General features: G+C 70.1%; 23 protein-coding genes. 11 read left to right on the forward strand and 12 right to left on the reverse strand.

The features are described from left to right. Positions 1 to 60: 60 nt before the first annotated feature. Positions 61 to 183, reverse strand: coding sequence for a hypothetical protein (locus R2B38_RS41425; protein ID WP_318020942.1), 123 nt, complete (start codon positions 181 to 183; stop codon positions 61 to 63). Between the two features lie 67 nt (positions 184 to 250). Here R2B38_RS41425 and R2B38_RS41430 point away from each other — a divergent pair, with 67 nt between their 5' ends. From R2B38_RS41430 to R2B38_RS41450, 5 genes are all read left to right on the forward strand, one after another. Next, the gene (locus tag R2B38_RS41430; RefSeq protein ID WP_318020943.1) at positions 251 to 1,138 is read left to right on the forward strand and encodes a sugar phosphate isomerase/epimerase; all 888 of its coding nucleotides are present in this window, start codon (positions 251 to 253) and stop codon (positions 1,136 to 1,138) included. Between the two features lie 141 nt (positions 1,139 to 1,279). Beyond that, complete coding sequence (locus tag R2B38_RS41435) at positions 1,280 to 2,128, forward strand: sugar phosphate isomerase/epimerase family protein (RefSeq protein ID WP_318020944.1); 849 nt, start codon at positions 1,280 to 1,282, stop codon at positions 2,126 to 2,128. A gap of 281 nt (positions 2,129 to 2,409) precedes the next feature. Then, on the forward strand, positions 2,410 to 3,429 hold the full coding sequence (locus R2B38_RS41440; protein ID WP_033280547.1) for a sugar ABC transporter substrate-binding protein: 1,020 nt from the start codon (positions 2,410 to 2,412) through the stop codon (positions 3,427 to 3,429). A 5-nt stretch (positions 3,430 to 3,434) separates the two neighbouring features. Beyond that, positions 3,435 to 4,508: an ABC transporter permease gene (locus R2B38_RS41445; protein WP_318020945.1), complete on the forward strand. Its 1,074-nt coding sequence runs from the start codon at positions 3,435 to 3,437 to the stop codon at positions 4,506 to 4,508. A 5-nt stretch (positions 4,509 to 4,513) separates the two neighbouring features. Further along, complete coding sequence (locus R2B38_RS41450) at positions 4,514 to 5,347, forward strand: ATP-binding cassette domain-containing protein (protein WP_318020946.1); 834 nt, start codon at positions 4,514 to 4,516, stop codon at positions 5,345 to 5,347. A 58-nt stretch (positions 5,348 to 5,405) separates the two neighbouring features. Here R2B38_RS41450 and R2B38_RS41455 read toward each other — a convergent pair whose 3' ends face one another. The 4 genes from R2B38_RS41455 to R2B38_RS41470 are packed head-to-tail and all read right to left on the reverse strand — an operon-like array spanning position 5,406 to position 9,424. Then, positions 5,406 to 6,425 carry a Gfo/Idh/MocA family oxidoreductase gene (locus tag R2B38_RS41455; RefSeq protein WP_318020947.1) on the reverse strand — a complete coding sequence of 340 codons (1,020 nt, stop codon included), beginning with the start codon at positions 6,423 to 6,425 and terminating at the stop codon, positions 5,406 to 5,408. Continuing rightward, positions 6,422 to 7,423, reverse strand: coding sequence for a Gfo/Idh/MocA family oxidoreductase (locus R2B38_RS41460; RefSeq protein WP_318020948.1), 1,002 nt, complete (start codon positions 7,421 to 7,423; stop codon positions 6,422 to 6,424). Before R2B38_RS41460 ends, R2B38_RS41455 begins: the two co-directional genes overlap by 4 nt. Positions 7,424 to 7,454: 31 nt before the next feature. Beyond that, positions 7,455 to 8,216: an SDR family oxidoreductase gene (locus R2B38_RS41465; RefSeq protein WP_318020949.1), complete on the reverse strand. Its 762-nt coding sequence runs from the start codon at positions 8,214 to 8,216 to the stop codon at positions 7,455 to 7,457. 29 nt (positions 8,217 to 8,245) lie between these two features. Next, positions 8,246 to 9,424, reverse strand: coding sequence for a phytanoyl-CoA dioxygenase family protein (locus tag R2B38_RS41470; protein WP_318020950.1), 1,179 nt, complete (start codon positions 9,422 to 9,424; stop codon positions 8,246 to 8,248). 109 nt (positions 9,425 to 9,533) lie between these two features. Between R2B38_RS41470 and R2B38_RS41475 the strand changes: the two genes are divergently transcribed. Then, the gene (locus R2B38_RS41475; protein WP_318020951.1) at positions 9,534 to 10,580 is read left to right on the forward strand and encodes a LacI family DNA-binding transcriptional regulator; all 1,047 of its coding nucleotides are present in this window, start codon (positions 9,534 to 9,536) and stop codon (positions 10,578 to 10,580) included. 28 nt (positions 10,581 to 10,608) lie between these two features. Here R2B38_RS41475 and R2B38_RS41480 read toward each other — a convergent pair whose 3' ends face one another. Genes R2B38_RS41480 through R2B38_RS41500 form a run of 5 tightly spaced genes read right to left on the reverse strand, consistent with a single transcriptional unit; the run spans position 10,609 to position 14,426 of the window. After that, positions 10,609 to 11,181, reverse strand: a complete 573-nt coding sequence (locus R2B38_RS41480) for a YbhB/YbcL family Raf kinase inhibitor-like protein (protein WP_318020952.1) — start codon at positions 11,179 to 11,181, stop codon at positions 10,609 to 10,611. Further along, positions 11,178 to 11,744, reverse strand: coding sequence for a cysteine hydrolase (locus tag R2B38_RS41485; RefSeq protein ID WP_318020953.1), 567 nt, complete (start codon positions 11,742 to 11,744; stop codon positions 11,178 to 11,180). The genes R2B38_RS41480 and R2B38_RS41485 overlap by 4 nt, the downstream gene beginning before the upstream one ends. A gap of 49 nt (positions 11,745 to 11,793) precedes the next feature. Continuing rightward, the gene (locus R2B38_RS41490) at positions 11,794 to 13,551 is read right to left on the reverse strand and encodes an MFS transporter (protein ID WP_318020954.1); all 1,758 of its coding nucleotides are present in this window, start codon (positions 13,549 to 13,551) and stop codon (positions 11,794 to 11,796) included. Between the two features lie 29 nt (positions 13,552 to 13,580). Beyond that, positions 13,581 to 14,021: a MarR family winged helix-turn-helix transcriptional regulator gene (locus R2B38_RS41495; RefSeq protein WP_318020955.1), complete on the reverse strand. Its 441-nt coding sequence runs from the start codon at positions 14,019 to 14,021 to the stop codon at positions 13,581 to 13,583. Between the two features lie 27 nt (positions 14,022 to 14,048). Next, positions 14,049 to 14,426, reverse strand: coding sequence for a hypothetical protein (locus R2B38_RS41500; protein WP_318020956.1), 378 nt, complete (start codon positions 14,424 to 14,426; stop codon positions 14,049 to 14,051). Between the two features lie 133 nt (positions 14,427 to 14,559). On the opposite strand from R2B38_RS41500, the gene R2B38_RS41505 reads away from it, so the two are divergent. The 4 genes from R2B38_RS41505 to R2B38_RS41520 all read left to right on the forward strand — a co-directional run bounded on the left by R2B38_RS41505 (position 14,560) and on the right by R2B38_RS41520 (position 21,093). Further along, positions 14,560 to 15,756, forward strand: coding sequence for a sensor histidine kinase (locus tag R2B38_RS41505; protein ID WP_318020957.1), 1,197 nt, complete (start codon positions 14,560 to 14,562; stop codon positions 15,754 to 15,756). A gap of 50 nt (positions 15,757 to 15,806) precedes the next feature. Beyond that, a complete protein-coding gene (locus R2B38_RS41510; protein ID WP_318021923.1) occupies positions 15,807 to 16,388 on the forward strand; it encodes a response regulator transcription factor in 582 nt (193 codons plus the stop codon). A gap of 275 nt (positions 16,389 to 16,663) precedes the next feature. Next, positions 16,664 to 17,920 (forward strand): MFS transporter, encoded by a 1,257-nt coding sequence (locus tag R2B38_RS41515; protein ID WP_318020958.1) that lies wholly within the window; start codon positions 16,664 to 16,666, stop codon positions 17,918 to 17,920. A gap of 35 nt (positions 17,921 to 17,955) precedes the next feature. Beyond that, positions 17,956 to 21,093, forward strand: coding sequence for an ATP-binding protein (locus tag R2B38_RS41520; RefSeq protein ID WP_318020959.1), 3,138 nt, complete (start codon positions 17,956 to 17,958; stop codon positions 21,091 to 21,093). Here the strand turns inward: R2B38_RS41520 and R2B38_RS41525 are convergent. Together R2B38_RS41525 and R2B38_RS41530 are read right to left on the reverse strand one after the other, a co-directional pair. Then, positions 21,074 to 21,859 carry an ABC transporter permease gene (locus R2B38_RS41525; protein WP_318020960.1) on the reverse strand — a complete coding sequence of 262 codons (786 nt, stop codon included), beginning with the start codon at positions 21,857 to 21,859 and terminating at the stop codon, positions 21,074 to 21,076. The genes R2B38_RS41520 and R2B38_RS41525 overlap by 20 nt on opposite strands. Then, a complete protein-coding gene (locus tag R2B38_RS41530; RefSeq protein WP_318020961.1) occupies positions 21,856 to 22,842 on the reverse strand; it encodes an ATP-binding cassette domain-containing protein in 987 nt (328 codons plus the stop codon). Before R2B38_RS41530 ends, R2B38_RS41525 begins: the two co-directional genes overlap by 4 nt. A 173-nt stretch (positions 22,843 to 23,015) precedes the next feature. Between R2B38_RS41530 and R2B38_RS41535 the strand changes: the two genes are divergently transcribed. After that, positions 23,016 to 23,462 (forward strand): SRPBCC family protein, encoded by a 447-nt coding sequence (locus tag R2B38_RS41535; protein ID WP_033279632.1) that lies wholly within the window; start codon positions 23,016 to 23,018, stop codon positions 23,460 to 23,462. Positions 23,463 to 23,465: the final 3 nt, after the last annotated feature.

Here is a 23,465-nt window from a genome sequence, read left to right on the forward strand (position 1 = left end):
CCGATGAAGGATTAATGATGGTTTTGACCTCTTCAACAATGCCCCGCGCCGCACCTACCGTTACGCCCATGTGAACGGCCCGGCGACCGACTGATCAGCGTGCTCGTGGTCGGCCGTGACGGGTTTCTGGAGGGAGAGGGCGATGGAGCCTGCGGCGGCCCCGGCGGTGGCCGGCCTCGTCATGCCCGCGCACCTCACCACGTTCCCGCCCCTCGCCCCACCCCGACCGGAATCTCAGAAAGGCCACAGCATGACCACCTCCCCCCAAAACAGGATCGCCGGTGCCCCCATCTCCTGGGGCGTGTGCGAAGTCCCCGGCTGGGGCTACCAGTTGACGCCCGAGCGGGTACTGAACGAGATGCGCGAGGTCGGCCTGGCCGCCACCGAGTTCGGTCCCGAGGGCTTCCTGCCCAGCGCGCCGGACGCCATGGCCCGCACCCTCGCCGACCACGACCTGCACGCCGTCGGCGGCTTCACCCCGCTGCTGCTGCACGTGCCCGGCCACGACCCGCTGCCCGAGGCCGAACAGCTCCTGGCGGGCTACGACGCCTCGAAGGCGGAGGTGCTGGTGCTGTCCGCCGTCACCGGCCAGGACGGCTACGACTCGCGCCCCGAACTCGACGCCGACGGCTGGAAGTTGCTGCTGTCGAACCTCGACCGGCTCGCCTCGCTGGCCGCCGAACGCGGTGTCCGCGCCGTCCTGCACCCGCACGTCGGCACGATGATCGAGAACGGCGACGAGGTCCGGCGCGTCCTGGAGCACTCGGCGATCTCCCTCTGCCTCGACACCGGCCACCTCCTCATCGGCGGCACCGACCCCGCCGAGCTCACCCGCCAGGCCCCCGAGCGCATCGCCCACACCCACATGAAGGACGTGGACGCCTCCCTCGCCGCCAAGGTCCAGGACGGACAGCTCAGTTACACCGACGCCGTGCGCAAGGGCATGTACCGCCCGCTCGGCGCCGGGGACGTGGACGTCCAGGCCATCGTCACCCACCTCAGCGCCCGCGGCTACGACGGCTGGTACGTCCTCGAACAGGACACCATCCTCACCGAGGAGCCCACGGCGAAGGGCCCGGTCGAGGACGTGTGGGCCAGTGCCGAGCACCTGCGCTCGGTGCTGCGCGGTGTCGCGTAGCCGTATGCGGGCCTGATGTGCTTTTGATGTGTTCCGAGGGATTGACCGATACGCGAGGTCCATTTCAGAATGCCGGAGCGATCGGGTGCCTTTTCTCTGTGAACTCCAGGAATCGGACCACGAGGGATCCAGGAAACGGAAATGACCGCTGACCAATTTCTGGCCACCTGCTGGACCACGGCGGGCGACGCGGCTCCCGACGAGGCAGATCAACGCAGTCCGTTGAATCTCCGGGACCGGGTGGAGGCGGCGCGCGACGCCGGATTCACCGCCTTCGGACTGCTTTACGCGGACTTGTTGGAGGCCGAGCATGCATACGGGATCGCCGGGATCCGGTCCCTCTTCGAGGACAACGGGATCAGCCATGTCGAACTGGAGCTGCTGACCGACTGGTGGGCCGACGGACCCCGGCGGGCCGCGTCGGACACCGTCCGGGTCGGCATGCTGAGAGCCATCGAGGCGCTCGGCGCCCGCACCTTCAAGATCGGCCCCGACGTGGCGGACGAACCCTGGGAACTCGACGTCTGGGCCAAGGAGTTCGCCGTACTCGCCGCACAGGCCGACGGGGTGGGCGCCCGGCTCGGAGTCGAACCGCTGCCCTGGTCCAACCTCAGGACGGTGCACGACGGCCTACGGCTCGTGGAGGCCGCCGGCCACCCGGCGGGAGGCCTCATCATCGACGTCTGGCACACCGAGCGCGCCCACACGCCGCCGGCCGAGCTGGCGGACGTACCGGGTGCGCGGATCGTGGGCGTGGAGCTCAACGACGCCGACAGCCAGGTCGTCGGCACGCTCTTCGAGGACACCGTCCACCGCCGTCTCCTGTGCGGAGAGGGCTCGTTCGACCTGCCGGGCATCATCGCCGCGCTCCGTACGGCCGGTTTCCGGGGCCCTTGGGGCGTGGAGATCCTCTCCGACGCGCACCGCGCGCTGCCGGTGCGGGAGGCCGCCGCGGCGGCATATCGGAGTGCCGCGGCACTCGTGAACTAAAAAGGGCCACAGGGGTGGCGGGAGCGAAACCACGGTCGTTCCCGCCGCCCCTGTTTCCATTTCCATTTCGGTGTACGGGGCATGTTTTAGCGGCGGTCGAGAAATTGTTCAGACATCTTGTCGTGATGGATAAATGATGTCATTACAAGCGTTGACCCCGGGGTGGCATGACGGTTCTATCTCGTCATAAGCAACAGCCGTGTTAACGGCATGTGATCCGCAGCCTTCGCTCGGTCAGCCGCTTCTCCGTTTCCCCCGCAGCACAGTGAGGTGCCGGAAAGATGGACCGTACATCCCACCCCCGCTCCCGCAGAATCGTCCCCGTCGTCGCGGCGGCCGCAGCCGCCGCACTGCTTGTGGCCGGCTGCTCCAGCAGTTCCGGAGGCAAGCAGTCCTCGGAGGACACCTCCGGTGTCTCGGCCGGCAAGGCCACCACTCCCCGTATGACGGTCGCGATGATCACGCACGCGGCGCCCGGTGACACCTTCTGGGACACGATCCGCAAGGGCGCCCAGGCCGCCGCCGCCAAGGACAACGTCAAGCTGGTCTACTCGTCCGACCCCAACGGCCCCAACCAGTCGAACCTGGTGCAGAACGCGATCGACCAGAAGGTCGACGGCATCGCGGTCACCCTCGCCAAGCCCGACGCCATGAGGTCGGTGATGGCTACCGCCGAGAAGGCCGGCATCCCCGTGGTCGGCTTCAACACCGGTGTGCAGGACTGGAAGAAGCAGGGTCTGCTCGAGTACTTCGGCCAGGACGAGAGCATCGCCGGCGAGGCATTCGGCCGTAAGCTCAACGCGGCCGGCGCCAAGCACACCATCTGCGTGATCATGGAACAGGGGCAGGTGGCCCTGGAGGCCCGCTGTGCCGGCGTGAAGAAGACCTTCACCGGCAAGACCGAGATCCTCAACGTCAACGGCACGGACATGCCGTCGGTGAAGTCGACGATCACGGCCAAGCTCCAGCAGGACAAGACCATCGACTACGTGACGACGCTCGGCGCCCCGTTCGCGATGACCGCCATCCAGTCCATCGCCGACGCGGGCAGCAAGGCCAAGCTCGCCACGTTCGACCTCAACAAGGACGCGGTCGGCGCCATCAAGGCCGGCAAGATCCAGTGGGCCATCGACCAACAGCCCTACCTCCAGGGCTACTTGGCCGTCGACTCGCTGTGGCTCTACAAGACGAACGGCAACTACAGCGGCGGCGGCCAGGCCCCCGTACTGACCGGCCCGGCCTTCGTCGACAAGACGAACGTCGCCAAGGTCGCCGAGTTCGCCGCCAAGGGAACGCGGTGACGCCCATGACCCAGCTCACGGCACCGGCGACGGACTCCCCGTCGCCGGCTCCGCCGGTCCCGCAGACGGACGGGCGGACCTCTGAACGACCTTTGCCGATACGGCTGTTGGCGCGTCCCGAGATAGGTGTCTTCCTCGGTGCGGCCGCGGTGTACGTGTTCTTCCTGATCGCGGCTCCGCCGGTGCGCGAGGGCGCCGCGATGGCGAACATCCTCTACAGCTCGTCGACGATCGGCATCATGGCGCTGCCGGTGGCCCTGTTGATGATCGGCGGGGAGTTCGACCTCTCCGCCGGTGTCGCGGTGATCGCCTCGTCATTGACCGCGAGCATGCTCAGCTACCAACTCACCATGAATGTATGGGTGGGTGTGGTCGTCGCGCTGCTGGTGTCGCTGGGGATCGGGTTCCTCAACGGGTGGATGGTGGTCAAGACCGGGCTGCCGAGCTTCCTGGTCACGCTGGGCAGCTTCCTGATTTTGCAGGGCGTGAACCTTGCGGTGACGAAGCTGGTCACCGGGAATGTCGCGACCGATGACATCAGCAACATGGACGGCTTCAGCCAGGCCAAGAAGGTCTTCGCGGCGTCGTTCGACATCGGTGGTGTCGACGTGAAGATCACGATCTTCTACTGGCTGGTGTTCGCGGCGATCGCGACGTGGGTGCTGCTGCGCACGAAGTACGGCAACTGGATCTTCGCGGTGGGCGGGAACAAGGACTCCGCGCGGGCTGTGGGTGTGCCGGTGGCGTTCACGAAGATCTCGCTGTTCATGCTGGTCGGTCTCGGTGCCTGGTTCGTCGGCATGCACCAGCTGTTCACGTTCAACACCGTGCAGTCCGGTGAGGGTGTGGGCCAGGAGCTGATCTACATCTCGGCTGCTGTGATCGGTGGCTGTCTGCTGACCGGTGGTGCTGGTTCGGCGATCGGCCCGGTCTTCGGGGCGTTCATGTTCGGCATGGTGCAGCAGGGCATTGTCTACGCCGGCTGGAACCCCGACTGGTTCAAGGCGTTCCTCGGCGTGATGCTGCTGGGCGCCGTCCTCATCAATCTGTGGGTCCAGCGCACCGCGACCCGGAGGTGACCTTCATGACGAGCAGTCAATCCATCGTCCAACTCCGGGGCACGGGCAAGTCCTACGGCAACGTCCGCGCTCTGCACGGCGTGGACCTCGCGGTCCGCCCCGGCCAGGTCACCTGTGTGCTGGGTGACAACGGCGCGGGCAAGTCCACGCTGATCAAAATCATCTCCGGCCTGCACCAGCACACCGAGGGCGAGTTCCTCGTCGACGGCGAGCCCGTCCATTTCACCACCCCGCGCCAGGCACTCGACAAGGGCATCGCGACGGTCTACCAGGACCTGGCGACCGTGCCGCTGATGCCGGTGTGGCGCAACTTCTTCCTCGGCTCCGAGATGACCAGCGGCCCCTGGCCGTTCCGCCGTCTCGACATCGAGCGGATGAAGAAGACCGCGGACGAGGAACTCCGCAACATGGGCATCGTCCTGGACAACCTGGACCAGCCCATCGGCACCCTCTCCGGCGGCCAGCGTCAGTGTGTGGCGATCGCCCGCGCCGTCTACTTCGGGGCGCGTGTCCTGATCCTGGACGAGCCGACCGCAGCCCTGGGCGTCAAGCAGTCCGGTGTGGTGCTGAAGTACGTGGCCGCGGCTCGTGAACGCGGTCTCGGCGTCATCTTCATCACCCACAACCCGCACCACGCCTACATGGTCGGCGACCACTTCAGCGTCCTGCGGCTCGGCACGATGGAACTCTCCGCCGAACGCAGCGAGATCACCCTGGAGGAGCTCACCAACCACATGGCAGGCGGCACCGAACTCGCCGCGCTCAAGCACGAGTTGTCGCAAGTCCGGGGCCTCGACGTCGAGAAGCTCCCCGAGGAGGACGCGCTCAAAGTCGGCTGACCTGCACAGCGGTTGGGGGCGGTACCGGTCCGGTACCGCCCCCAACCGCTGTCTCTCCTCAGGCCTCGGGAAGCACCGTGCTCGGCCGGGCCGGGAACCCCGCCGCCCGATAGCAGTCGTCGATGAGCCGCATCGTGGTCAGCGCGTCATCGGCGTCCAGCACCAGCGGCTCACCGTGCCTCAAGTGGGCGGCGAAGGCCTCCAGTTGGTAGGTGTACGACGAACGGCGGCCCATTTCCTCCGTGCGCTCACCGGCCGCCGTACGCACGACGACACGGTCGTCCAGATGGGGCTGCACGAAGTTCATCACCGTGGCCTCGCCGTGTGAGCCCACGACGCGGCAGCTCATCTGCCAGGTGTCGTGGGCCATGTGGCAGCGGGCGTTGCCCGTGGCGCCGCCCGGGAACTCCAGGTCCGCGTCCAGCCACGCGTCGATCCCCGGTGCGCCGGTCTTCTCGCCACCGCGTGCGGCGACCAGCCGTGGTGCTCCGCCCGCCCAGGGGGCGAGCATGCGCTGTGCGTGCAGGCTGTAGCACCCGAGGTCCATCAGCGCGCCGCCCGCCAGCGGGAGCGACCACCGTACGTCGCTGTCCGGGGGCGCGGGCATCGCGACCATGGTGTCGACGTGCCGGAGATCGCCCAACTCCCCGCTGTCCAGCAGCTCGTGGAGACGCACGACGACCGGGTGGAACAGGTAGTGGAAGCCCTCCATGAACACCGTGCCCGCCTCGGCCACGGCCTTGTGGACCTCGGCCGCCTCCGTCGCGTTGCTCGCGGACGGCTTCTCGGTGAGGACGTGCTTGCCGGCCCGGAGGGCGGCCAGGTTCCACGGGCCGTGCAGGCTGTTGGCCAACGGGTTGTATACGACCTCGACCTCCGGGTCGGCGACGAGGTCGGCGTAGGAACCGGCCACCCGCTCCACACCGTGCTCGGCGGCGAAGGCCTCGGCGCGGGCGCGGTCGCGGGCGGCCACCGCGACGAGGCGGTGACCGGTCGCCCGCGCCGGCCCCACGATCGACAGTTCGGCGATCCGTGCGGCGCCCAGGACACCGATCCGCAGGGGTTCGTCCGTCGTCACTTGCGCACCTCTTCGAGTCGTACGGGACGGTGTTCGTGCAGGGACAGGGTGCACGCCTCGGCGATCCAGCTCGCCTCGACGGCGTCGGCGACCGTGCACGGGGAGGTACGGGTGCCGGCCACCACCTCGGTGAACGCGGTGAGTTCGGCGCGGTAGGCGTCGGCGAACCGGTCCATGAAGAAGGTGTGCGGAGTGCCGGCCGGGAAGGTCGCGCCCGGCTCCACGGACCGTAGCGGCAGCTTGTCCTCCAGGCCGACCGCGACGCTGTCCTTCATGCCGTGCACTTCGAGGCGTACGTCGTGACCGCGGGCGTTGTGGCGGGAGTTGGAGACGACGGCGATGGTGCCGTCGTCCAGGGTGAGCAGGCTGGACGCGGTGTCGACGTCACCCGCGGCACGGATGTGGTCCGCGCCGCGGTTGCCGCCCGTCGCGTAGACCTCGACCACCTCGCGGCCGGTCACCCAGCGCACGATGTCGAAGTCGTGCACGGCGCAGTCGCGGAAGATGCCGCCGGAGACGGCCACATAGGCGGCCGGCGGCGGGGCGGGGTCGAGGGTGGTGCACCGTACGGTGTGCAGGTCGCCGAGTTCACCGCTCGCCACGGCCCGGCGCGCGGCGACGCAGCCCGCGTCGAAGCGCCGGTTGTAGCCGATGTGCACCTCGACACCGCTGCCCTCCACCGCGCGCAGGACCTCCAGACTCTCCTCGACACCGCGGGCCACGGGCTTCTCGCAGAACACGGGGATGCCCGCCCGCACGGCGGCGCGGATCAGTTCGGGGTGTGCGTCGGTCGCGGCGGCGATCACCACACCGTCGACTCCCGCCGCGAGCAGCGCCTCGGGGGAGTCGGCGGGGACAGCCCCGAAGCGCTCGGCGGCTGCGGCGACGGCGGTGGCCACCGGGTCGGTGACCACCAGGGAGTCCACGGCGTCGAGCCCGGCGAGGGTCTCGGTGTGGAAGGCGCCGATGCGGCCCAGTCCCATGATGCCCATGCGCATGAGAGGCGTGCTCCTTCTGCCGGCGCGCGGCTCAGTCCTGGCCGCCGAAGACGTTCTGGTCCCAGTCGACTACCGAGCCGGTCACCACGCCGCTGCGGTCGGAGAGCAGGAACACCACGAAGTCGGCGATCTCGTCGACCTGCCCGAGCTTGCCCATCGGCTGCGACCGGGCGGCCCGCTCGCGCCAGTCGTCGCCCGCGCCGTGGAAGGCGCGCTGGATGGCGTCCTCGCCCTCGGTCGCGGTCCAGCCGATGTTGACGGTGTTGATCCGGATCCGGTCGAAGCGGTGCGCGTGTGCGGCGTTGCGGGTCAGGCCCGCGAGGCCGGCCTTGGCCGTGGAGTACGGGGCGAGGTGAGGGGGCCCGCCGTGGGCGCAGTTGGAGCCGATGTTGACGATCGTGCCGGGTGCGGAGCGGGAGGTCATGTCGGCGACCGCGGCCTGCATCGCGAAGAACGGTGCCTTCAGGTTGATCGCCATGTGCTGGTCGAACAGTTCCGGCGTGGTGTCCAGCAGCGAGCCGCGTGACGTCAGCCCCGCCGCGTTGACGAGGCAGTCGATACGACCGTAGGCCTCGGCGGTCTGTACGACGCTGTCGTGTGCCTGCGCCGGATCGGAGAGGTCGGCCCGCACGAAGCGGGCGCCGGTGTCCGCGGTGAGCTTCCCGCCCAGCTCCGGGCGGCGGCCGGTGAAGACGACGGTCGCGCCCTCACCTACGGCCGCCCGTACGACACCGGCGCCGACGCCCTGGCTGCCTCCGTTGACGAGGACGACCCTGTCCTCAAGCAGTCCCATGAGTGTGATGTGTCCTTTTCGGCTTCGGTTCAGCTCTGGCGGCGCTTGGTGGCGGCCTGCAGTTCGTGGCGCAGCCGCTCCGCCTCCCACTCCTCCGTGACGGCCTGGCGGAGCGTGTCCGCCTGCGAGGGCGGGGCGAGACCCTCGACCGGCGGGTCGAGGTCGAGGTTGGTGGGGAAGGGGTAGCCCTCGGCGGTCGCGGCGATCACCCGGCGCAGCCAGTCCTCGGAGACGCCCTCGGCCTTGCGGCTCAGCAGTACCGGGAACAGGGCGTTCGACATCGCCTCGCGGTCCACCGTCTCCATCGCCCGGCCGAAGGCGGAGGAGATCTGCAGCAGATTGGCCATGCGCTTGATGTCGGCCGAGCGGTTGTGCCCGGCGGCGTGGAAGAGCGCCGGGTTGAAGAAGACCGCGTCGCCCTTCTCCAGCGGCAGCTGCACGTGGTGCGTCTCGAAGTACTCGACGAACCGCGGGAGCCGCCAGGCGAGATAGCCGGGCTCGAACTTCTGCGAGTGCGGCAGATAGAGCGTCGGGCCGGACTCGACGGGCATGTCGACGTGGGCCACCGCGCCCTGCAGGGTCAGCACCGGCGAGAGCCGGTGGACGTGCGCCGGGTAGGCCGCGGCCCGTTCCTGGGAGAGGAAACCGAGGTGGTAGTCCCGGTGCACGCTCTGCGCCGCGCCGCCCGGGTTGACCACGTTGAGCTGCGAGGTGACCTGGTAGGCGGGGCCGAGCCAGGCCTCCGAGATCAGCTCCAGGATGTCGTTGGCGTAGTAGTCGGCGAACGCCTCGGGCGCCCGTACGGCGATCTTGTCCAGGGCGTTCCACACACGGTCGTTCGCGCCGGGCTTGGCGAAGTGGTCGCCGCGGGCCGCGCCGCTCGCGCGCTCCTCCTCGATCAGCGCGCGGAAGGCTTCGGACGCCCGGTCCACGACGGCCTCGTCCGGGAAGGCGCCCTTGAGGACCACGATGCCGGGCCCGTCGAGCAGCGCCCCCACCAGCTCGCTCTGCACGTCCCGGCGGCCCTCGGCGGTGGCCGCGAGAGCACGGAGCCGGGCGCTGTCGTAGAGCGGGACGTTCTGCTCGACGCGCTCGGCCGAGGGATGGTCGGCGATGTCGGTGCGCTGCTCCACGAGTGCGCGGAACGCGTCGAGATCGCAGTCCGCCTCGGTCAGCCAAGTCCGCGTCCTTGCGGTGATGGGAGACATCCGGGTCCCTTTCGCTGTCAGTGCGTTTCTGCCAGTCTTGATAAAACAAACCCATCATTCAATGCCTCTCGCCACATCAAAAGTGCATCATCGGTCTGGGGGATCACTCATGCGACACCGGTACCCGATCAGGGAAATCGCCCGTCAGGCCGGGCTGAGCACGGCCACTGTCGACCGTGTCCTCAACCAGCGGGGCAATGTCACGGAGAGCACCATCAGGGAGGTGCAGGAAGCCATCAAGGACCTGGACCGCCAGCAGAGCCAGGTCCGGCTCGGCGGCCGCACTTTCATGATCGACATCGTGATGCAGACACCGGAGCGGTTCTCCACCGCCGTACGGGACGCGCTCGAAGCCGAACTGCCCTCCCTGCACCCCGCCCTCGTACGCTCACGCTTCCACTTCCGTGAGACCTGCCCGCCCGCCGAACTGACCGCGACGCTGGACGGGATCGCGAGGCGCGGCTCGCAGGGGGTGATCCTCAAGGCCCCCGACGAACCGGAGATCGCCGCCGCCGTCGGGCGGCTGATCGCGGCCGGAATCCCCGTCGTCACCCTGGTGACCGACCTGCCCCACAGCGCACGCCTGGCCTACGTGGGCATCGACAACCGCGCGGCCGGCGCCACCGCCGCCTACCTCCTCGGACAGTGGCTGGGCAGGCGGCCCGGCAACGTGCTCACCACCATCAGCCGGGGCTCCTTCCGGGGCGAGGAGGAGCGTGAGATGGGCTTCCGCAGCGCGATGCGCCTCGCCGACCCCAGGCGGTCCCTGGTGGAGGTCACCGACAGCGACGGCCTGGACGCCACCCAGCACGAACTGGTCCTGGAGGCGCTGAAACGGGACGAGGAGATCATCGCCGTGTACTCGGCGGGCGGCGGGAACCTCGCCACCCTTGACGCCTTCGACGCGCTGGGCCGGGAGTGCGCGGTGTTCATCGCCCACGACCTGGACCACGACAACACCCGGCTGCTGCGCGAGCGCCGTCTGTCCGCGGTTCTCCACCACGACCTGCGCCAGGACATGCGGCGCGCCTGCCAGATCGTCATGCGCGCGCACAAGGCCCTCCCCGACGACGGCCCGACGCTGCCCTCGGCGATCCAGGTGGTCACTCCGTTCAACATGCCGCCGGGGGCACCGTCCGTACCGGTCGTCGACTGAACTCGGCGCACACGGAGGGGTGTTGGGGTCAGCGCTCGTATACGCCGGTCAGCCTGCCCCGGCCGAGGACGGGTGCGGTGATCGTGGGCAGGAGGGCGCGGGGGCGTGCCCGGTCCACCGGCGTCGTGCCGGAGGCGCTGTCCACGGCGGCCGAGAGGGCGAACAGCTGGAAGACGTAGCGGTGCGGGCCGTGGCCCTTGATGGGCGCGGGACCGTGGTAGCCGCGTCCGATGGTGGAGCGGAGCACCCGCACACCGGGGCCTGGCTGTCGGTACGACAGGGCGCCGGGCTCCAGGTGTCCGGCCGCCGGGTCGATCAACGCGAGGCAGTGCACCGCCGGTCTGGCGATCGGGACGTCGATGTCCTCGACGACCAGGAGGAGTTGCGCGGTGCCGGACGGGAGCGGGGTCCAGGCCAGCCGGGGTGAGAGGTCGGCGCCGCCGATCTGCTTCGCGCACTGCTTCAGCGGCAGGGTGTCGCCGTCGCCGAAGTCCTCGCTGGTGAGCGTCAGTTGCTCGGGGCCTTCGAGGTTGGGCAGGTTCCACGCCGTGTGGGTCTCGCCCGCTCGGCGGTTCTTCAGAAGTCGGCCGAGCAGGGTCATCGCGTCGCCTCCACCATGTCGACGACCTCGGCGGTGGTCGCGGTCTCGCCGAGCTTGGGGAAGACACGCTCGACGCTGTGGCGATGGGCCTCGGGGTCGGGATCGCCCATGGCGTCGGTGACCAGGACGACGTGGTAGCCGTGGTCGGAGGCCGAGCGCGCCGTCGACTCGACGCCCGAGCTGGTCGCGATGCCGGTGAGCACGACCTGCGTGACGCCCAGGTCCTGTAGGAGTGTGTCGAGTCCGGTGTCGTGGAACGCGCTGCGCCGCCGCTTGGTGATCAGATGGTCGGTCGGCCGTACGTCGAGTTCGTCGATGAGGTCGGCCCAACCGGCGGGCGGGGCCGCGCTGTTGGCGGACCGTCCGGTGTCGGTACGGCCCGGGGCGCGGCCGGTGACGTTGACCAGGATCACGGGCAGACCGTGGCGCCGGAACTCGGTGGCCAGGTGGGTCGCCTGTTTGACGGAGGCGGTGACCTGGGCGTCGGTGAGGGCCGGGACGATGCCCTTCTGCAGGTCGACCACGACGAGCGCGGCGGTGGGGTCGATCGTTGTGAGTGGCATGGGAGTTGGATCTCCTGCGGATGTCGTGGTGCCTTGGATGCCTTGGATGTCACTTGTCGGGTCGTGCGAGGGCATTGCCGGTGGCGGCCTTGCGCGGTCCCGGTGTCTTGGCCGTGGGGCGGGTGCCGGTGCCGCGCAGCAGGGAGGCGATCGCGGCGAGGAACGCGAGGGTGGCGCCGAAGGCGAACACGATGACCAGGCCCGAGTGGAAGGGCCCGGATATCAGGCTCGGGAAGAACTCGCTGCCGGTCAGGGTGTGTTGCTGGGCCGCCGTCAGATGCGGCAGCACTCCGCTGGGCTGGAGCAGATGCTGGATCGGGTTGACGCCCAGCTGCGCCGCGAACAGGGACGAGACCGGGGGCAGCCCGCCGACCTGCGCCGCCAAGTGGGCCGGTACACCCTGCTGTTGAAGCCCCGCCGTGAGGGTGCCCGGGAGGCTCCTGGCCAGCCCGGCGATCATCAGGGAGAAGAAGACGCCGATGGAGACGGCGGTGCCGGAGTTCTGGAAGGTGGCCCGCATGCCGGAGGCGACACCGCGCAGACCCGCGGGCACACTGCCCATGATCGAGGAGGAGTTGGGGGAGGCGAACATCCCGCTGGCTATCCCGTTGAGCGCGATCAGCAGCGCGAAGATCCAGTAACTGAAGTCGATCGGCAGGCACATCAGGCCCAGGAAGCTCGCGCCGAACAGCGCCGCGCCGCCGGTGGCCAGCCCCCGTGAACCGAGCCGGTCCGACAGATACCCGGAGACGGGTCCCGCGGCTAGGAAGCCCGCGGTCAGCGGGAGCATGAAGATGCCGGCCCACAGCGGGGTGTCGCCGTAGTCGTAGCCGTGCAGCGGGAGCCAGATGCCCTGCAGCCAGATGATCAGCACGAACTGCATCCCGCCCCGGCCCATCGAGATGGCAAGGCCCGCCAAGTTGCCGAAGGTGAAGGCCCGTTGGCGGAAGAGGCTCAGCTGGATCATCGGCGCGGAGACGCGTTTCTCGATGACGACGAACGCCGCCAGGAGGAGCAGCCCGCCGGCGATCAGGGCGTCGACCAGGGGGTTGGTCCAGCCCATGGTGTGCCCGTCGTAGGGCTGGAGGCCGGCGGTGACCGCTATCAGGGTGGCGCTGAGGCCCACGGCGAAGGTGATGTTGCCCCACCAGTCGATGCGGCCGCCGTCGCGCTTGGCGGTCTCGCGCAGGGTGCGGTAGGCCCACACGGTGAAGAACACCCCGATGGGCACGTTGACCCAGAACACCGCCCGCCAGTCCCAGGCCGACAGCAGACCGCCGGCGACCAGACCGATGAACATGCCGCCCAGGGCGGCGACTTGGTTGATGCCCAGGGCGAAGCCGCGCTGTTCCTCGGGGAACGCGTCGGTCAGGATCGCGGCCGAGTTCGCGGTCAGCATCGAGCCGCCGACGGCCTGCAGCAGACGCCAGCCGATCAGCCACATCGCGCCGTGGCCGCCGTCGAAGGGGTCGAAGGACAGCAGGACCGAGGCGACGGTGAAGACCGCGAACCCGGAGTTGTAGATCCGGACCCGGCCGTACATGTCGCCGAGCCGTCCCACCGTGACCACCAACACGGCCTGGACCAGCCGGTATCCCATGATCATCCACAGCAGATACGCGATGTTGCCCGGTGCGAGCGGGTCGAGATGGATGCCCCGGAAGATCGCCGGCAGGGCGATCAGCACGATGGAGCCGTCGAGCGCGGACATGAAGACCGCGGCGGTCGTGTTCGTCAGCGCGGTCCACTTGTACCGGTCGTCGGCGGTCGTGCGGCGCGGGGCACGCGTCGTGGGAGGGTCTGTCATCAGCCTGCTTCCTCGTGGCTCCGTCGCCGTCAGATGTTCTGGGCCAGCCGCTCCAACAGCGGTGCGGCCGCGGCGAGTTGCTCCAGCTCCGTCGGGGTGAACGCACCGCTGGTCAGGGCCCGCGCGAGGAGTTCGGCCCGCGCGTTGCGCTTGTTCCGCAGCGCCTGCCGGCCCGCGTCCGTCACCGTCAGCACCGCGCGCCGGCCGTCGTCGGGATCCGGACGGCGTTCGACCAGGCCACGGGTCCGCAGCGCGTTGAGCGTCGCTCCCATGGCCTGCGCGGTGATCTGCGCCTCCCGGGCCAGCGCCGAGGAGGTCGTGGGGCCCGCCCGGTCCAACTGGGCCAGGGCGGTCCTCTCGGGCATCGTGAGCCCTCCCTCGACCGGCTGCCGGCGGGCCCGTCGCACCAGCACGCCGATGCTCGCCAGCAGGGCCGAGGCGACCGTGTTCGGGTCCAAGTCGTCGCTCATATACTAAGGCTACTTTATAAAGCAGGCTTAGTACATTGGCGGGGGGAGCGCGCGCAGGGCGTTCCATGCCACCGCCGTGCACAGTGCGGCGAGCGGGAGTTCGAGGCAGACGGCCATCAGCAGTGCCGTGAGGACCGCTCCGGGGCCGGCGGTCAGTACGTCGAACCACGCGTCGACCGTCAGGAGGACAGCGGTGGCCGGAGCCACGGCGACCCGCCGCCGGTCGCGGCGGGCCAGTAACAGGCCCGTACCGACAAGGCCTATCGCCTCCATGGTGTCCAGGCCGACCCACGCCACGGGGTAGGAGCCCGCCACTCGCGCCAGCACGAAGATCCACGGAATCAGCGCCACTCCGGCGGCGGTGAGCACCCGGGCGGACCAGTTCCAGCACGTTGTCGTCGTCATGAGGACAAGGCTTCTCGGGATGAACTCCCAGGTCAGTAACGTGGATTTCCGACCTGGGGGTGGTGCTGGGTACAGCATGAAGCGGGCACCCTCTGCATGGTCCGGCGATCCATCCGCGTTCTACGGTGTGCGTATGCCCCTTCTCACCGCGCTGCGCGGCGTGTTCGCACGCGTGGGCCGCGCGACGGTCTTCAACCTCGCCGGCGTACTGCTGCAGTTGCTTCCGCTTCTGCTGCTCGTGGAACCGTGGCTGATCTTCGCCACCGGCGCACTGACCGCCCTCCAGCGCCGCAGGTTCGCCTCGCTCGCGGGTGTCGACATACCGTTGCTCCCGGTCGCCCAGCGCAGGCCCACACTCCGTGGAGCGGTGAACTGGCTCCGGTCCGGAGGGACTTGGCGACAGCTCGCCTATCACCTGCTGCTGGGGCCATTGGTGTCGTGCGGGACGGTCGTCACCGTCGCGTTGTGGAGCTGGGGCGGGTTCGCGGGAACCGCCCTGGTGTGGATGTGGGGTGTGCCCCTTGGACAGCGGCTGAAGTTCCTGGAGACCTCCACGGAGGCCTTCTACATCAACGCGTCCGGTATCGCTGCCCTGTTGCTCGCCGGGTGGCTGACTCTCGTCCTCGTCCGCCTCGACACCCGCGCCGCCCTGGCCCTGCTGGGCCCCAGCCGCACCGAACAGCTCGCGCGCCGGGTCGATGACCTCACCGAGAGCCGGGCCGGAGCGGTGGACGCCGCCGACGCCGAACGCAGGCGCATAGAACGGGACTTGCACGACGGAGCACAGCAACGCCTGGTCTCCCTCGCCATGAACCTCGGTATCGCCCGGGCGACACTCACCGACCTCCCCGACGAGGCCCGGCAGGTCATCGACCAGGCCCACCGGGAGGCGAAGGAGGCGATCGACGAGCTGAACAACCTGGTGCGCGGCCTGCACCCGGCCGTCCTGGACGACCGGGGACTGGACGCCGCCCTGTCCGGCATCGCCGCACGCGGCCCGCTGCCGGTGCGGCTGCGCGTCGACGTGCCCCGACGGCTCGCCCCGACCGTCGAGGCGGTCGCCTACTTCACCGTCTCCGAAGCCCTGGCCAACATCACCAAGCACGCCCCCGAGGCCTCCCGGGCGGACGTCACCGTCGGGATCCGCGACGGTAGGCTCCGGGTCACCGTCGCCGACGACGGTCCCGGCGGTGCCGACCCCGCCCACGGCTCCGGCCTGGCCGGACTCGCCCGCCGGGCGGCCTCCGTGGACGGCGCGTTCTCGATCAGCAGCCCGGCCGGAGGCCCGACCGTCATCACCGTGGAGTTGCCGTGCGCCGTCTCGCCGTGATCGCCGAGGACTCGGTCCTGCTCAGGATCGGCCTGGTCAAGGTGGTGGAGATGGCCGGTTACGAGGTCGCCGCCGAAGCCGGTGACGCCGACGCCCTCCTCGCCGCCGTCGCCGAACACCGCCCCGCCATCGCCGTCGTGGACGTCCGCATGCCGCCCGCACAGTCCGACGAGGGGGTGCGCGCGGCCCTGGTCATCCGCCGCGAGTGGCCGGCGACAGCGGTCCTGCTGCTCTCCCAGTACGTCGAAGAGCGGTACGCCGCCGACCTGTTGACGGCGAACACGGGTTGCGTCGGCTATCTGCTCAAGCAACGCGTCGCCGACGTCGAGGACTTCATCGACGCCCTGCGCCGTGTCGAGGCGGGCGGCACCGTCCTGGACCCCGAGGTCGTGGCCCAGCTTCTCCTGCGGCGGTCCAGTGACCCACTGGACCGACTGACCCCACGCGAGCACGAGGTGCTGGCCCTGATGGCCGAGGGACGGTCCAACTCCGGCATCGCCCGCCAACTCGTCGTCAGCGACAGCGCGGTGGCCAAGCACATCAACAGCATCTTCACGAAGCTGGATCTGCCGTCGGTCGACAGCGACCATCGCCGGGTCCTGGCGGTACTGCGGTTCCTGAGCGCCGGGTAGGCGGACGTGCTCCGCGGAGGGCCGTAATCGGCTTTCGCGCGAGGCCGCCAGGAACTACTGTCCCAACCGCCAGTGACCGCCCAGAAGTTGGAGCCCAGAGATGCCCGGTCGTCCGGGCGCGCGTTGACGGCATAGGCCGAGATCGGCCCGTCATCGCGTGCCGCCCTTGATGTCGCTGCGGCACAGCGAGCCTTTCCCTCCCCGCTCGAACCGTGGGCGCGTCCTTCGCGCGTGCCGGGTCGCGGGTCTCGTTGTCGGCAACTCAAAGGGTTCCCGTGCCGTCCACTTCGAACAATGACTTCCGCCGGCTCTGGTTGGGACAGACAGTCTCCCAACTCGGCGAACAGACAAGCCTGGTGGTCCTACCGCTCTTCGCCGTCCTCACGCTCGACATCGGTGCCGGACAGCTGGGCGTCCTGCGCGCGGTGGAGCAGGCGCCGATCCTGCTGCTCTCGCTCCTCGTCGGCGCCTGGGTGGACCGATGGCGGACACGCACGGTGATGGTGGTGGCCGACGTCGGGCGGACCCTGGTGCTGGGCGCGGCCGCCGTGGCCGGATTGCTCGACCGGCTCGGTCTGCCTGCCCTGTTCGTGCTGGTCTTCGTCGCCGGGGTCCTGTCCGTGTTCTTCGACGTGGCCTACCAGGCCTCGCTCGTACGGCTGGTGACACAGGATCAGCTGGTGCGGGGCAACAGCGCGTTGGAGAGCAGCCGGTCCGCCGCGCAGATCGGTGGGCCCGCCCTTGGCGGCGCGCTGGTCACCCTGCTGTCGGCGCCGATCGCTGTCGCCTCCAGCGCGTTGTTCTTCGCGCTGTCGTTCCTGTCGGTCCGGCGGATCCGCCGGACCGAGTCCGTCCCGGCGCGCTCGGAACATCCCCCTCGCGTATGGCGGCTGATCCATGACGGGCTGCGTTTCGTCGTCGGCGATTCCTTGCTGCGGACCGTGTGCCTCGCCGCGGCCGCCTTCCAGTTCTTCTTCGCCGCGACGATGACCGTCTATCTGGTCTTCCTCCCACGGGAACTGCGTCTGTCGGGCACCGCCGTGGGCCTGGCGCTCGCGGCGACCGGTCCCGGCGCGCTCGTCGGCGCGCTGCTGGCCGCCCGGCTGCCGGGCCGGTTCGGATACGGCCGGGTGATCGTGGTCGCGGCGGCACTCGGTGACGGCGCGTTCGTGTGCGTGCCCGCGCTGCACGGTTCGTCCGCGACGACGATGGCCGTACTTCTCGCGGTCAACCTCGTGTTCGGGATCAGCGGACAGCTGGTGAGCGTCGCGGTCATCGCCGTTCGACAGGCCGTGACGCCGCACGGGATGCAGGGGCGCGCGGCCGCGACGATCACGTTCGCCGGCATGGGGTTGTCACCCCTGGGCTCACTGTTCGGCGGGTTCCGCGCGCAGGAGTGGGGGCTGCGCACCAGCCTCCTCGTGATGGCCGGGGGCATGGTGCTGTCGCTGCTGGTGATGGCGTTGTCCCCGCTCGCGCGCCTGGGAACGGATCTTTACGCCCTCCCAAGTGATCGACCTGGTGCCGAGTAGGGAAGCGGTGGCGGGACCTTGGTTAATCTGCACGGGTGACTGTTGACCTGACCCTGCTGCCGCGTGTCGCCCATCGAAGACAGGAGGTCACCGCGCCCCGTCTCCGCGGTCTCCTCGCGTTGCTCGCGGGCGACCTGCGCACCGGCTGCAGCACCGAGCGACTGGTGGAAGGGCTGTGGCCGGACGAGCTGCCGGAGCGGCCGGGGAAGGCGCTCCAGGTCCTCGTGTCCAGGGCGCGGGCGCAGCTCGGCGCGGACCTCATCGTCAGCACGCCTACCGGATACCGGCTCGCCCTCGCCGAGGACCAGGTCGACAGCTCCGCCCTGCTGCTGCACGCGGCTGCCTGCGCGGACCGGGCCAGGGCCGGGGATCACGCGGGATCGCTGGCCGAGGCCGAGGCCGGGCTCGCGCTGTGGGAAGGCACCCCCGACCAGGGCATCGACAGCGACGACCCCGTCGCCGCGCTGCGCGCCGAGCGTGCCCCCGTCCGCGACACGCTCGTCCGCGCGCAGGCGCTGGCGCTCGCCCGCCTAGGCCGGCACGCGGAGGCCGCCGGACCGCTGGCCGCGGCCGCCGTGGTGCGTCCGCGGGACGAGGAGGTGCTCGGTGAGCTGCTGCGCGGAGAGGCCGCGACGGCCGGCCCGTCCGCCGCGCTGACCCGGTACGAGGCGTACCGCCGTGAGCTGCGCGACGAACTCGGCACCGACCCGGGCGCCGGACTCAAGGCCGTACAACAGGAGTTGCTGCGGGGCGAGGCGCCCGTGGCCCGGCACGGGGTGCCGCACGAGCCGAACCCGTTGCTCGGGCGGGACGAGGACATCGCGGAGGTGGAACGGCTGCTGCGCGGCTCGCGTGCCGTCACCGTCGTAGGGCCCGGTGGCCTCGGCAAGACCCGGCTCGCGCACGCCGTCAGCCGTCGGGCCGAACAGCGTGTGGTGTACTTCGTGCCGCTCGCCGGTGTCACCGAGGACGCGGACGTGGCCGCCGAGGTGGCCTCCGCGCTCGGCGCCGGTGCCATGAACGGGCCCGCCTCGGGCGACCCGGTGTCCGGCATCCTCGGCGTGCTCGGCTCCGGGCCCGCGCTGCTGGTCCTCGACAACTGCGAGCAGATCATCCGGGGCGCCGCCGACCTCGTCCAGGCACTCGTCTCGTCGTCCAAGGAGCTACGGGTGCTCGCCACCAGCCGCTCCCCGCTCGGTCTCACCTCGGAGGCGGTGTACGCGCTGCCGGAACTCGGTCTCGGTGTCTCGGTCGAGCTGTTCACACAGCGGGCCCGGGCCGCCCGGAGCGGGGTGGAACTGCCGCCGGACGCGGTGGCCGAACTGTGCCGGCACCTCGACGGGCTGCCGCTCGCCGTGGAGTTGGCGGCCGCGCGGGTGCGCGTCCTGTCGGTGCCGGACATCGCCCGCCGCCTCGGCGACCGGTTCGCCCTGCTGCGCGGCGGGGCGCGGGACGTGCCGGAGCGTCACCGCACCCTGCACGCGGTCGTCGAGTGGAGCTGGAACCTGCTCGCCGAGGACGCCAGGGCCGCGCTGCGCACCCTGTCCGTCTTCCCCGGCGGCTTCTCCGGCGAGGCGGCCGAACACGTGCTGGGCGACGACGCGTTGCCCGTCCTGGAGCAGTTGGCCGACCAGTCGCTGCTCACCGTCGCCGACACCCCGGCCGGTGTGCGCTTCCGGATGCTGGAGACCGTAAGGGAGTTCAGCGCGGCCCGGCGTGGTGAGGCGGGTGAGGACGAGCCCGCCGTAGACCAATTCCTCCTCTGGGCGCGGGAGTTCGGGGTCGCGCATCACGATGTGCTCTTCGGGTCGGACTCGCAGGCCGCGTGGGAGCGGATCAAGGCCGAGCAGGACAACCTCGCGGCGGCGCTGAGGTATGCGCTGGCCCGTGCGGACGACCCCGCGACCGCCGCCGTGACCGCGGTCCTCGCCGGCCTATGGTCCACCGGCACCAGCTACCCCCGCCTCGTCGCCCTCACAGAGGACACCGGACCGGCGCTGTCGCACTACCACCCCGAGCCCGCCTACGTCGAAGTCGCCCGCACCGCCGCGGTGTTGGGCACGGTGACCGTGTTCATGGGCACGGGCCCGCGCGCCGTACGCCAGCTCGTCACCCTCCGGCGGCTGCCGCCGGCCCCGCCGACCTCGTTGATGCGCGCCACCGCGATCGTGCTGAGCGCGATCCCCGAGATACGGCGGCCCGACTACGACGTGCTGCGCAGGCTGTGCGACGGCGAAGGCGGCGAGGGGCCGTTGCTCTCCGGTATCGCCGAGTGTGTCGCCTGCTACGTCTGGGAGTTCGAGCACGACATCGAGCGCGCGCTCGTCTCCGCCCGCCGGACTGTCGTGGGGCTGGCCGGAGTTGACAACCCGTCAGTGCAGCTCATGGTGCACTCGCGGCTGAGCGAGCTGTGCCTGCGGACCGGGCGGGGCGAGGAGGCGTACGAGCATCTCAAGGCGTCCCTCGCGGTGTTGCCGCGGCTCGGTGACGGGCACGACTACGTCGGGATCCGCTCGCTCCTCGTCCTCGCCTGTCTGCAGCGCGGTGACGCGGACGAGGCGGAGTACTGGCTGCGGCAGGCGGAGAGCGACAGCACCCCGCCGGAGGACGACTTCTACCGGCCCGACCTCGGCGGGCGGGCCGAGATCGCGCTCGCCCGCGGACTGACGGAGGTCGGACTCGGCCTGTGGCGCGGCGCGGTGGAGCGCATGCTCGCGGCCGGCGCGCTGCGCGACGACGACGCCTGGCTCGACCCGTGGGCGTTCATGGTGCAGTCGGTGGCGGTGACGGCCCACGCCCGTGCCGGACGGCTCGCGCTGGTGGGGGAGTTGGTCGACCGGCTGCGTCGCCGGCTGCGGACGCTGCTCGCCGAACCGGTCGGCTCACCCTCCGAACTCCCGTTGCTCGGGACGATGTTGCATGCCCTCGGCATGGTCGGGCTCGCGTCCGAGCCGTCTCCGGCCGATGCCGTACGGATGATCGCGTTGGCCGAACGGCTGGGTGTGCTGCGGGAGTTCCAGCCCACGATGTCGCCGGACCTCGCCCGGCAGGAGGCCGAGGACGCCGACAGGGCGGCGTACACCGACGCGGTGTCGGAGTACGCCGCCCTGGGGCGGGACGAGTTGCGGGAGGCGGCCCGCGCTGTCATGGCGGCTACTTCGGGTCGCGGTTGAACGCGGCCGTGGACCAGCGGTAGCCGAGCACGGTCAGGCCGACGCACCAGGCGAGCGCGATCCACCAGTTGTTGCCGATCTCGGTGCCGAGCAGCAGGCCGCGCAGGGTCTCGATGGCCGGGGTGAACGGCTGGTACTCGGCGATCGGCTGGAACCAGCCCGGCATCGTGTCGGCCGGGATGAACGCGCTGGAGATCAGCGGGAGGAGGATCAGCGGCTGGGCGCTGTTGGCGGCCGCCTCGGCGCTCGGGCTGACCATACCCATCCCGACCGCGATCCAGGTGAGCGCCAGGGAGAACAGCGCGAGGAGTCCGAAGGCCGCCAGCCACTCCAGGACCGTGGCGTCCGTGGACCGGAAACCGATGGCCACGGCGACGGCTCCGACGAGGACCACGCTGGCGACGCACTGGATCACACTGCCGACGACGTGCCCGACGAGCACGGACCCGCGGTGGATCGCCATGGTCCGGAAGCGGGCGATGATGCCCTCGTTCATGTCGGTGGCGACAGACACCGCGGTCCCGATCACGGTGCCGCCGATGGTCATCATCAGGATGCCCGGGACGAGGTACGCGACGTAGTCGGAGCGGTCCGCGCCGCCGATGCCCGTGCTCAGCACATCGCCGAAGATGTAGACGAAGAGCAGCAACAGCATGATCGGCGTGAGCAGCAGGTTCAGGGTGAGGGACGGGTAGCGCCGTACGTGCAGCAGGTTGCGGCGCAGCATCGTGGACGAGTCGCGGACGGCGAGGGAGAGGGTGCTCATCGGACGTTCTCCTTGGGCTGGTCGGACACGCTGGGCTGGTGGGCGACCTTGGCGCCGCCGGTCAGGGCGAAGAACACGTCGTCGAGGTCGGGGGTGTGCACGGTCAGCTCGTCCGCCTCGATGTCGGCGGCGTCCAACCAGTCGAGGATGGCGCGCAGTTCGCGCTGGCTGCCGCCGCTGGGGATCTGCAGCGAGAGCGTCTCGTCGAACCGGGTGACCTCGCGCAGGGCCGTCGCGGCGGACTGGTAGGCGTCCGGGTCGGTGAAGCGCAGCCGGACGTGGCCGCCGGGGACGAGCCGCTTCAACTCCTCGGCGCTGCCCTCGGCGACGAGTTTGCCGTCGTTCAACACCGCGATGTGGTCGGCGAGTTCGTCGGCCTCGTCGAGGTACTGAGTGGTGAGGAAGACGGTCGTACCGCCGGAGACCAGCTCCCGGATGATGCCCCACATGTTGTGGCGGCTGCGGGGGTCGAGGCCGGTGGTCGGCTCGTCGAGGAAGATGATCCGCGGGCTGCCGACCAGGGTCATGGCGAGGTCGAGGCGGCGCTTCATACCGCCGGAGTAGGTGGAGGCGGGCTTCTTCGCGGCCTCGGTGAGGTCGAAGCGCTCCAGCAGTTCGGCGGCGACCCGGCGTCCCTCCTGCTTGGACAGGTGGTGCAGGTCCGCCATGAGAAGCATGTTCTCCTCGCCGGTGATCAGGCCGTCGACGGCGGAGAACTGCCCGGTGACACCGATCGCGGCCCGCACGGCCTGTGCGTCGGTGGCCAGGTCGTGACCGCCGACCCGCAGCTCGCCGGCGTCGGCGGTGACGAGCGTGGAGAGGATCTTGACGGCGGTGGTCTTGCCGGCGCCGTTCGGACCGAGCAGGGAGAAGACGGTACCGGCCGGGACGGCCAGGTCGATGCCGTCGAGCACTGTCTTGTCCCCGTAGGCCTTGCGCAGCCCGGTGGCTGAGATCGCGAGTTCGTGGGTCGTTGTCGTCATGCCGCAGAGCTTGCGGGAGGGCGCATTCAGCTCGGTTTCACGGTGGTTTCAGTGCGCTGGAACCGGCGGGATCTCCGACAGGGAGCACGGACGGAGCCGCGCCGATAGGCTGAGGGTGCTCGGCACATCAGCGCGCACCCAGCCAAAACTCCCACCGCAGCACAGGAGGAACCGTGGCCGGACAGTTCGAGGCGACAGCCGAGGTCAACCGCCCCGTCGAGGAAGTCTTCGCCTTCCTCGCCGAGGGCACGAACGACCCCAAGTTCAGCCCGCGGGTCCAGGAGATCACCAAGACTCCCGAGGGCCCGACGGCCGTGGGCACCGTCTTCACCAGCACGGTCAAGGACGCCGGAATGAAGACGGGCCGGAAGTTCCGGATCACCGAATACGACGCCCCTCACCGCATCCGCTGGACGGAGGCCTCCAAGAACGTCGTGACGGCGGTCGAAGGCGGCTACGACCTGGAGTCCACCGGACCCGGCACGACCCGGGTACGGATCTTCAACGTCCTCGAAGGCCACGGCGTCGGCAAGCTCCTGGTGGGCTTCGCCCTGGGCGCGGCCCGCAAGGACGCGCCCGCGTTCGGGCAACGCATCAAGACGGCGGTGGAGGCGTCCTGACGG

The organism is Streptomyces sp. N50 (assembly GCF_033335955.1).
Taxonomy (GTDB): domain Bacteria; phylum Actinomycetota; class Actinomycetes; order Streptomycetales; family Streptomycetaceae; genus Streptomyces.

Coding starts and splice junctions, on each gene's coding strand:
- R2B38_RS41465 (WP_318020949.1), bottom strand. CDS start 8,216: ATGGGACTGCTTGAGGACAGGGTCGTCCTCGTCAACGGAGGCAGCCAG.
- R2B38_RS41485 (WP_318020953.1), bottom strand. CDS start 11,744: ATGCCACTCACAACGATCGACCCCACCGCCGCGCTCGTCGTGGTCGAC.
- R2B38_RS41480 (WP_318020952.1), bottom strand. CDS start 11,181: ATGACCCTGCTCGGCCGACTTCTGAAGAACCGCCGAGCGGGCGAGACC.
- R2B38_RS41445 (WP_318020945.1), top strand. CDS start 3,435: ATGACCCAGCTCACGGCACCGGCGACGGACTCCCCGTCGCCGGCTCCG.
- R2B38_RS41495 (WP_318020955.1), bottom strand. CDS start 14,021: ATGAGCGACGACTTGGACCCGAACACGGTCGCCTCGGCCCTGCTGGCG.
- R2B38_RS41490 (WP_318020954.1), bottom strand. CDS start 13,551: ATGACAGACCCTCCCACGACGCGTGCCCCGCGCCGCACGACCGCCGAC.
- R2B38_RS41430 (WP_318020943.1), top strand. CDS start 251: ATGACCACCTCCCCCCAAAACAGGATCGCCGGTGCCCCCATCTCCTGG.
- R2B38_RS41475 (WP_318020951.1), top strand. CDS start 9,534: ATGCGACACCGGTACCCGATCAGGGAAATCGCCCGTCAGGCCGGGCTG.
- R2B38_RS41425 (WP_318020942.1), bottom strand. CDS start 183: ATGACGAGGCCGGCCACCGCCGGGGCCGCCGCAGGCTCCATCGCCCTC.
- R2B38_RS41530 (WP_318020961.1), bottom strand. CDS start 22,842: ATGACGACAACGACCCACGAACTCGCGATCTCAGCCACCGGGCTGCGC.
- R2B38_RS41470 (WP_318020950.1), bottom strand. CDS start 9,424: ATGTCTCCCATCACCGCAAGGACGCGGACTTGGCTGACCGAGGCGGAC.
- R2B38_RS41460 (WP_318020948.1), bottom strand. CDS start 7,423: ATGCGCATGGGCATCATGGGACTGGGCCGCATCGGCGCCTTCCACACC.
- R2B38_RS41440 (WP_033280547.1), top strand. CDS start 2,410: ATGGACCGTACATCCCACCCCCGCTCCCGCAGAATCGTCCCCGTCGTC.
- R2B38_RS41435 (WP_318020944.1), top strand. CDS start 1,280: ATGACCGCTGACCAATTTCTGGCCACCTGCTGGACCACGGCGGGCGAC.
- R2B38_RS41510 (WP_318021923.1), top strand. CDS start 15,807: ATGGCCGGTTACGAGGTCGCCGCCGAAGCCGGTGACGCCGACGCCCTC.
- R2B38_RS41505 (WP_318020957.1), top strand. CDS start 14,560: ATGCCCCTTCTCACCGCGCTGCGCGGCGTGTTCGCACGCGTGGGCCGC.
- R2B38_RS41525 (WP_318020960.1), bottom strand. CDS start 21,859: ATGAGCACCCTCTCCCTCGCCGTCCGCGACTCGTCCACGATGCTGCGC.
- R2B38_RS41450 (WP_318020946.1), top strand. CDS start 4,514: ATGACGAGCAGTCAATCCATCGTCCAACTCCGGGGCACGGGCAAGTCC.
- R2B38_RS41500 (WP_318020956.1), bottom strand. CDS start 14,426: ATGACGACGACAACGTGCTGGAACTGGTCCGCCCGGGTGCTCACCGCC.